This window comes from Arthrobacter sp. Dra40 (assembly GCF_059091905.1).
Map to the genome: position 1 here is coordinate 1 of NZ_JBNHHB010000226.1, position 7,940 is coordinate 7,940.

At 67.6% G+C, this 7,940-nt stretch carries 9 protein-coding genes and 1 tRNA gene; 1 reads left to right on the top strand and 9 read right to left on the bottom strand.

All coding sequences use genetic code 11. From position 1 onward, the window contains the following. Positions 1 to 34: 34 nt before the first annotated feature. Positions 35 to 1,384 carry an ABC transporter substrate-binding protein gene (locus tag AC5RWT_RS31965; protein ID WP_494083731.1) on the bottom strand — a complete coding sequence of 450 codons (1,350 nt, stop codon included), beginning with the start codon at positions 1,382 to 1,384 and terminating at the stop codon, positions 35 to 37. Between the two features lie 253 nt (positions 1,385 to 1,637). Between AC5RWT_RS31965 and AC5RWT_RS31970 the strand changes: the two genes are divergently transcribed. Then, entirely contained in the window at positions 1,638 to 3,467 is a 1,830-nt protein-coding gene (locus tag AC5RWT_RS31970; protein WP_494083732.1) for a glycoside hydrolase family 13 protein, read from the top strand. A gap of 120 nt (positions 3,468 to 3,587) precedes the next feature. On the opposite strand, the gene AC5RWT_RS31975 is transcribed toward AC5RWT_RS31970, so the two are convergent. The 8 genes from AC5RWT_RS31975 to AC5RWT_RS32010 all read right to left on the bottom strand — a co-directional run bounded on the left by AC5RWT_RS31975 (position 3,588) and on the right by AC5RWT_RS32010 (position 7,829). Further along, positions 3,588 to 4,199: a hypothetical protein gene (locus AC5RWT_RS31975; protein WP_494083733.1), complete on the bottom strand. Its 612-nt coding sequence runs from the start codon at positions 4,197 to 4,199 to the stop codon at positions 3,588 to 3,590. Further along, a complete protein-coding gene (locus AC5RWT_RS31980; RefSeq protein WP_494083734.1) occupies positions 4,196 to 4,810 on the bottom strand; it encodes a hypothetical protein in 615 nt (204 codons plus the stop codon). The genes AC5RWT_RS31975 and AC5RWT_RS31980 overlap by 4 nt, the downstream gene beginning before the upstream one ends. Continuing rightward, on the bottom strand, positions 4,807 to 5,217 hold the full coding sequence (locus AC5RWT_RS31985) for a hypothetical protein (protein ID WP_494083738.1): 411 nt from the start codon (positions 5,215 to 5,217) through the stop codon (positions 4,807 to 4,809). The genes AC5RWT_RS31980 and AC5RWT_RS31985 overlap by 4 nt, the downstream gene beginning before the upstream one ends. 74 nt (positions 5,218 to 5,291) lie before the next feature. After that, positions 5,292 to 5,483 (bottom strand): hypothetical protein, encoded by a 192-nt coding sequence (locus tag AC5RWT_RS31990; protein ID WP_493969403.1) that lies wholly within the window; start codon positions 5,481 to 5,483, stop codon positions 5,292 to 5,294. 31 nt (positions 5,484 to 5,514) lie between these two features. After that, positions 5,515 to 6,072, bottom strand: a complete 558-nt coding sequence (locus tag AC5RWT_RS31995; protein ID WP_494083735.1) for an Asp23/Gls24 family envelope stress response protein — start codon at positions 6,070 to 6,072, stop codon at positions 5,515 to 5,517. Between the two features lie 46 nt (positions 6,073 to 6,118). After that, entirely contained in the window at positions 6,119 to 6,685 is a 567-nt protein-coding gene (locus tag AC5RWT_RS32000) for a hypothetical protein (protein ID WP_494083736.1), read from the bottom strand. 205 nt (positions 6,686 to 6,890) lie between these two features. Beyond that, the gene (locus AC5RWT_RS32005; protein WP_494083737.1) at positions 6,891 to 7,661 is read right to left on the bottom strand and encodes an MBL fold metallo-hydrolase; all 771 of its coding nucleotides are present in this window, start codon (positions 7,659 to 7,661) and stop codon (positions 6,891 to 6,893) included. Positions 7,662 to 7,753: 92 nt separating this feature from the next. Continuing rightward, positions 7,754 to 7,829: transfer RNA gene (locus AC5RWT_RS32010), tRNA-Phe, on the bottom strand. Between the last annotated feature and the right edge of the window lie 111 nt (positions 7,830 to 7,940).

Below are 7,940 nucleotides of genomic sequence, written 5' to 3' on the forward strand. Positions count from 1 at the left end.
GTCACAAGCGCACGGCCGGGCACTGGATGTTGACCTAGTCCGCGGGCCAGCTGGCTTCAATGGAGTCGACGACTTCCTTGGTCGGCTTGCCGTTGATCCATTCCACGATGCCCTTCCAGAAGGAGTTGGAGCCCACGGCCCCCGGCATCAGGTCCGAACCGTCGAAGCGGAAGGTGGTGTCCTCCGACTGCAGCAGTTCGATCGACTTGCGGTCCAGGTCGCTGGCGGCCAGCGCCGGGTCAAGACCCTTGTTGGCGCTGATTGCGGCACCTTGCTTCACCCGGTTGTTGGCGAACTCGGGCGAAGCCATGAACTGGAGGTAGGCCGAGACCTCGTCGCTGTCGGTGTAGGCAGCCACGAACTCACCGCCGCCGGTGATGGCGCTGGCACCGGCTTCCTTGCCCGGCGTGATGAAGGCCCAGACGTCGCCGTCCTCGGCCACGTTGGTGCCCTCCGGCCAGTTGGCGGCCTGGAAGGTCGCCTGGTGGTGCATGGCGCACGAGCCGTCGATCACCGGCAAGCCGCCGTCGTCCACTGACGTGGAGATGATCGAGCGGACGTCGCCGATGCCGCCGTTGACATAGTCCTCGTTCTTCAGGATGTCGCCGACGGCGTCGAAAGCGTCAACCACCTGCGGGTCGTTGAACGGGATGTCGTGGGTGATCCACTTGTCGTAAACCTCCGGACCGGCTTGGCGCAGCAGCGCGTCCTCGATCCAGTCGGTGCCCGGCCAGCCGGTGGCGTCGCCGGATTCGAAGCCCGCGCACCAGGGCTTCATGGTGCCCTCGTCCGCGATGGTCTGGGTCAGTTTCATCATCTCGTCCCAGGTCTGCGGGACCTCCCAGCCCTTCTCCTTGAAGGTGGACGGCACGTACCAGATGTAGCCCTTGACGCTGGCCAGCATGGGAGCGGCGTAAAACGTGCCGTCGATCGTCCCGTAGGCCTTCCAGTCCTTCGACCAGTTCTTGTCCACCAGGTCGGAGACTTCCTGCGGTGCGGGCTTGAGGTATCCGGCCTTGGCCTGGGAAGCCAGCAGGCCCGGCTGCGGGATGATCGCCACGTCCGGCGGATTGCCGCCTTGCGCACGGACCTGGAGCTGGGTCTCGAACTCGTTGGATCCCTCGTACACCACGTCGATCCCGGTGCACTCCTCAAAGTCCGCCCAGGAGTTCTCCAGCAAATCCTGCTCGGTATCGGTGATGGTGGAGTAGACGCTGACTTTGGCGCCGTCAAAGGTGCCGTAGGACTTGTAGGCGGAACAGTCGGCGGCTGATGCCGACCCGCCGGGCTCTTCCGTGCTGCCCCCGCAGGCGGAGAGGGTCAGTGCCATGGCGCTGAGCGCGGCCATCGGCAGGACGGCCTTTCTGGAGCGTGCAAGCTGCATAATGTGACTCCTTCGTCCGGTGGCCGCGGAACAGCTGAACTGGTCAGAAAAGAAGCCACCACGTGCCAATCTGGTAGTTCGTAACGTAAACGCTTACCAAATGTGTCGCAAGCCACATTTTTAGGGCCGGGGCGTTCGATGCCGAATCGTGATCTATGCCCCAGCCAGGGCTCCGACGCCGCCGCACCGGACCGTTGTGCTTTGCAGATCATTAGGCTGGAAGTGGTCCTGACCAGCGAGCCGAGGAGTGTCAATGGCTGCAGCATCCGTACCATGGTGGCGCGACGCCGTCATCTACCAGATCTATCCGCGCTCGTTCGCCGATAACAATGGCGATGGAATGGGCGACCTGGCGGGCATCAGCGCCAAGATCCCCTACTTGAAAAACCTGGGCGTGGACGCCATCTGGCTCTCCCCCTTTTACGTGTCCCCGCAACACGACGCCGGCTACGATGTTGCCGACTACCGCGACGTGGATCCTCTGTTCGGCACGCTGGAAGACTTCGACTCGCTACTGGCCCGAACCCATGAACTGGGCATGCGGGTGATCGTCGACCTGGTCCCGAACCACACGTCCGACCGGCACGAGTGGTTTGTCAGCGCACTGGCCGCGGCCCCGGATTCGCCCGAGCGTGCCCGCTACATTTTCCGCGACGGGAAGGGGGCGGACGGAAATGAACCGCCCAACAACTGGCAGTCGGTGTTCGGCGGCAACGCCTGGACCCGGGTTACGGAGCCCGACGGCAGGCCGGGCCAGTGGTACCTGCATTTGTTTGATTCCACGCAGCCGGACCTGAACTGGGAGAACCCGGAGGTCCAGGCCGAAATGGTCGCCGTTTTGAGGTTCTGGTTGGACCGCGGCGTGGACGGCTTCCGGATTGACGTGGCGCACGGGCTGGTCAAGGCCGAGGGCCTGCCGGACTGGGCGGCCAAGACCTCGATGGTGGCCGGCAATGAACGGCTCCCGGACGGGGACGTACTCTCCGGCGCCGGAGCGGCGGTTGGCCAACCCGCCGGCGCCTCGCCCACCACCCCGGATGCCCGCCCTGCCGAGGACCAGGTCCTGTCGCCAGCGGAAGACGATTCCGCCCGGGCGGCGGCGCGGAGCCTGGCTACGGTCGACGGGGCCCACGCTCGTGCGGAGACCCCGCCGTACTTCGACCAGGACGGCGTGCACGAGATCTACCGTGAGTGGCACAAGGTATTGGCTGAGTACGACGGCGACCGCATGCTGGTCGCTGAGGCCTGGGTGGAACCGGTCGAGCGGCTTTTTGCCTACGTCCGGCCGGACGAGATGCAGCAGGCCTTCAACTTCGATTTCCTGCTCGCCGGCTGGGATGCCTCCCGGATGGCGCGCAGCATTGAGGATTCGCTGGCCGCCGCGGCATCCGTGGGCGCACCGAGTACCTGGGTGCTGTCCAACCATGACACCGTCCGCCACAGCACCCGTTACGGTTTGCAAGACCCCACCACGCTCCCCAAGGGCATTGGCCCGGAGGACGAGCAGCCCGACGAGGAACTCGGGTACGCCCGCGGCCGGGCCGCTGCGCTGATCATGCTGGCGCTGCCCGGCTCCGCCTACATTTACCAGGGCGACGAACTGGGCCTGCCCGAGCACACCACCTTGCCGGCCGAGGTGCGCCAAGACCCGGCGTTCTTCCGGACCGGCGGGGAAGAGCGGGGCCGCGACGGCTGCCGGGTACCGATTCCGTGGCGCGCCCAGGCGCACGGCTTCGGTTGGGGCTCCACGCAACGCGAACCGTGGTTGCCGCAGCCGGATGGTTTTGCCCGTTATGCCGTCGACCGGCAGGTGGGAGTAGCGACTTCCAGCTATGAGTTGTACCGGGCTGCCTTGAGCCTGCGGGCAGAGCAGAAGCTGGGCCAGGGCAGCCTCGAATGGGCCGCGGAGCACAGTCCGGCGTCGGGAATCCTGAGCTACCGCAACGCCACGCTTCAGGTGCTGGCAAACCTGGGGGCGTCGCCGATCCCGCTGCCCGCTGGAGCATCGGTGGCGCTGGCCTCCCAGGACGATGCGGTCACCGACGGGTTGCTCGCGCCGAACGCCGCCGTCTGGCTGGGGTAGGCACGCTCCCGGCCACGGCCCGTCGCGGGGTTCAGCGGCGCGTCCGTGGAGGGAAGACCAGCGGACACGGACGCTCGACGACGGTCGCGGGGTTCAGCGGCGCGTCCGTGGTTGAAGGGGTCAGCGGACCCGGTCGGGGCGGACCAGCCGCGAACGGGTGCCGGCCACCAAGTGGATGACCACCGGGAAGTGCACCCCGAGCGTCAGGTCCAGCGCTTCGACCAGGTCGGACACCTCGTCTGCCACGGCCTGCGGTGATACTCCAAGCCGCGGGGCGACGCGGATGCGCAAGCCGCCGCCGCCCTCGTAGTCGTAGGCAGTGACCGTCGCGTTGAGGATGTTGTCGCGTTCGTGCAGCGCAGCACGCAGCGCCTGCTCTGCCACGGCGGCACTGAGCCGAACCACGCCGGGGCTCCCCTCGCCGTCGTAATCTGCGGCAATGGTACCGGTGCGCCCCTTGCCTTGCTGGGCCGCCCACGCAATCATCAGCAGCACCATCAGGAGCAGCACCAGGGACACCACAATCCACAGCCAGCTGTAGCGTTGACCGGGCAGGGTGGTGGCGTCCAGCACCGTCCGCAGGTTGGCGCCGGCCTGTTCCGTGGCGGTGTGCCACCAGTCCGCAAGGGCCGGAACCAGCGCCAGCGCCAGCGTCGTGCCGCCGACCAGCATCAGCAGAAGTCCCAGAAGAGTGAGCAGGATGCGGTTCAGCGTCCGGGGTGTCTGGTTCACTGCCCCACCACCCCTGAACTGGAGACGAACACGCGCACCTGCGGCGTCGGGCTGATCCGCGTCCGTCGGACTTCGTCCTCCACTGCGGCTTGGATGGCATCGGCGTCCACCGGGATGCCGGAGGTGGGCCGCAGCCGGACTTCGACCAGGCCGCGCGAGACGACCACCAGCACCTGCTCGCGCGCCACCTGCGCCTCGGTGCGGGCACGGCGCGCCAGCGATGCGGCAATCACTTCATCGTCCACCACCACGACGCCGCGGCGGCCGGGAATACGGTGGCGGTGCAGGTGTCCGGGGAGTATGCCTTGCAGGAAAAAGAGCAAACCCAGGATCAGGATCAACGCCCCGGAGGCACCCAGGATAACCGGGGCAACATTGCCCGGCAGGTGGTGGATCCAGCTTGCCGCCTCTTCCGGGGCCGCCAGCCAGCGGCGCTGCCCAATGGCTTTCAGCGCTGCTTCCAGCAGCAGATAGAGGCAGGCCAGGGCCACGAGGACGGCAGCGATCACCGCCGCCAGCGCGCGGGAATTCCGCAGTTCCCTGTCGGCCAGGCGCTCGTCGGCAAACCGTTCAACGGCCGACTGTTCGCTTTCCACGTCGGTGCTGCTCACCGGACCCGGCCTCCATCCTGCACACGGATACCGGTGACCCTGATGTCCACCCGGCTCAACTGCGAACCGCTGATCCGCGAAACCGTCTCCAGGATCACCCCCTTGGCCGCATGGGCGCGGTCCCAAATCGACCCGCCGAACCCGTCCACAAGATGCGGGTCCCGCACCACCCGGTTCAGCGAGGGGATGCCCACCGGAAGCGCCAGGGACAAGGCGAGGGAACCGGCGTCGTCACGCCACGTTGCGCGGACAAGGGAGGGAGAAATCCCCAGCACTTCGGCCGCGGCGCCCTGCGCGGTGCTGGTTAAAGCCTGGGTGCTGACCCGGGTGTGGCCGGCATAGCGTTCCCCTTGCGGCCCGCCCGGATGGGACGCCGGGTCCGGCCCGGAGGGGTCCGGCGCCGGCAATCCACCCGGACGGTAAGCCAGCGGCGGTCCATCCGGACGGGGAGGCAGGTTTTCGGCATCCACGGCGTGTTCCGTCATGAAGACGAGCGGCGTCCGGTCAACGCGTCGCGGATGCTGCGCCAGTCGAGCTTGCCTTCCGCGGCACGGCCCAGCAAAGCGCCCACCCCCAGGAACACCGCCATGAGCAGGAATCCCCAAAAGTTGAACACCAGCGCAGCCCATGCCAGCACCGCACCGACGGCCATGCCGACCACCGTGTAGCTCATCCTCGCTCCTCCCGCCGTCTCGCGCATCCTGTTACTGGGCCGCCTGGCGGACCGGCTTCTCTGCCGGCGCCTTGGGGTCCAGGCCGGGAACGTGGACGTCATTGATCTCCACGTTCACCTCAATCACGTCCAGCCCCACCAGTTGCTCGACGGCGGTGTACACCGCCGCGCGCACGCTGCCCGCCAGTTCCTGCAAGGGCTTGCCGTAGACGGCCACCAGGCTGATGTCCACGGCAACCTGCGTCTGGCCGACCTCCACGTGCACACCCTGGCCGGCGGCATCACCGCCGCCCACGACGTCCCGCAGAGCACTCAGTGCACGGGCTGTGCCGCTGCCGAGCGCGTAAACCCCCGGGACGGAGCGGGCAGCGACGGCCGCGACCTTGGCCACGGCGGCTTCGGAGATGGTTGTGCGGCCGGGAGCGGCCGGACGTTCACCGGCCGGGGCCGACACCTGAGAGGAAACCACTGCTGCCTGCCCTGCTGCGGGCACCTCCGGCAAGCCCGCACCCCCGGCAGCTGCGACGGCATGAGCTCCCGCCGGGGCTTCTCCTGCGGACGGGGCGGCCGGCCGATCCTCTTGACGCATCTGTTCTCCCTGACGCCGTGGTGACTCTCAGGGCAAGCCTAGCGCCTCAGTCCCCGCAGTGGTCGGCCAGCCAGGAGTCCACCGGCTGGAGGACGCGGGCAAAGGCTGCGGCGTCCAACTCGCCCGTCGCAGCGGCTCGGTCCAGTTGGTGTTCCACCCGGTCCAGGTCGTCGGTCAGTTGGGGCGGTACGCCGCGGCTGAATTTTTCCAGCTCGTCCTGCAACGCGCTGAGGTCCGAGTCTTCCACGCCGGTCATGAAGCCGAGCGGGACCAACAGCAGGGACGCCAGGTTGGCGGCAACGGCAGCGCAGGCGTCGGCCGGGCCCTGGTACCTGCCCCACGGATTGGCGCCCTCCGCTCCGCCGTCGGCCCTGGCCGGGTCGGTGGAGGCCGTCGGCGGTGCCTGATCGGGCGACTTCGTGGCGGGCTGTTCGGGGGCCGGGGCGGTTGCGGAGCGTGCTTCTGCAGCAGGCGTGGTCGCTGCGGTGGAGTCCGGCGCAGCGGGGGCGGGCGCCGTCGTCGTCGTTTTCGGCGCTGGATTTGCACTGCTGCAGGCCGTCAGCATGACAGCGGTCGCAACTCCCGTGGCGGCCAGTTTCAGAAGGCCCCGCACTATGCTCCTCGCTCCATTCTTCCCCCTGGTCCGGTGCCTCATCAGGTGCAGGCGGCACGCACTTCCCTCCCATGGTAGGCCCGTGATCCTGAGTGGTGGCTGGGAAATGGCTGGACCTTGACGGGTGGGGCGATGGCAAGCCGCGGACGCGTCCGTGAACCTAGTCCGCGAGGCTGCTCCGGGGGCAGATCCCAGCAACAGCGGCCTACAGCGCCAGTTTCTGTCCCGGAGTCGGTATCCGGAGCCGGTCCTCAAGTCCGTTGGCGGAGAATTCGGCGCTCAGTTCCTGGTGGCCTTCGCTGTAGTGCTTCCACCCTTCAGCGTGGACCGGAACCACGGTGTCCGCCCCTAGAGTGCGCGCCGCCTGCACCGCGGCTTCTGCGGTGAGCGTCAGGGCAGCGTTATCGAACGCTCCCACACGGGCGGCTCCGGCGAAGAGCACCGCCGTTCCGATCGGGGCGAAACGTTCGGCAACGGCGCCGACCACCTCCAGCGATGCGTTGTCGCCGCTGATATAGACAGTCGGCAGGTCGGCCCCTGTCAGGACGAATCCGGTGACGGTACCGGTCACCGGTTCGCATCCTTCCGGTCCGTGCCGGGCCGGGACGGCGGTGACTGTGATCGTGGTGCGATCGGCAGCCTCGAGCACTGTCCGCTCCCACGGCCCCATGCCGGTGACGGTCGTGAGCCGGTCTGCTGACTCAAGGGTGCCGAGGACCTTGGCTCCCCCGGCTTCCACCAATCTCCGGCCGGACGCGTCGAGGTTGTCGGCATGCTGGTCGTGCGAGAGGAGGATGGCGTCCAGCGCCGGCAGGTCTGCGACGTGGACGGCAGGCCCGGAGGTTTTCACCAGCTTTCCGGCGGTTCCGGGGTACTCGCCGGGTTCATCAAAGGTGGGGTCGGTCAGAAACGTCCATCCGCCGAATTCCAGCAAGGCCGTGGGGCCGCCAATGAGGGTGAATGCGGTTGCGCTCATGAGCCCATGGTGCCCGACGGAGCCCGCGCTGGACAGTGGGCGGTACGACAAAGCCCCGCATCCTGAACCAGGACTGCGGGGCTTCGTTTTGCTGGTGGCTCCGACCGGCGTCGATCCGGTGACCTTTCGATTTTCAGTCGAACGCTCTACCAACTGAGCTACAGAGCCGTGGCAACATCTTGCGATGATCACCGATGGCGTTCCGAAATCGCTCCGGAAACCAAAGCGACCCTGACGGGACTTGAACCCGCGACCTCCGCCGTGACAGGGCGGCGCGCT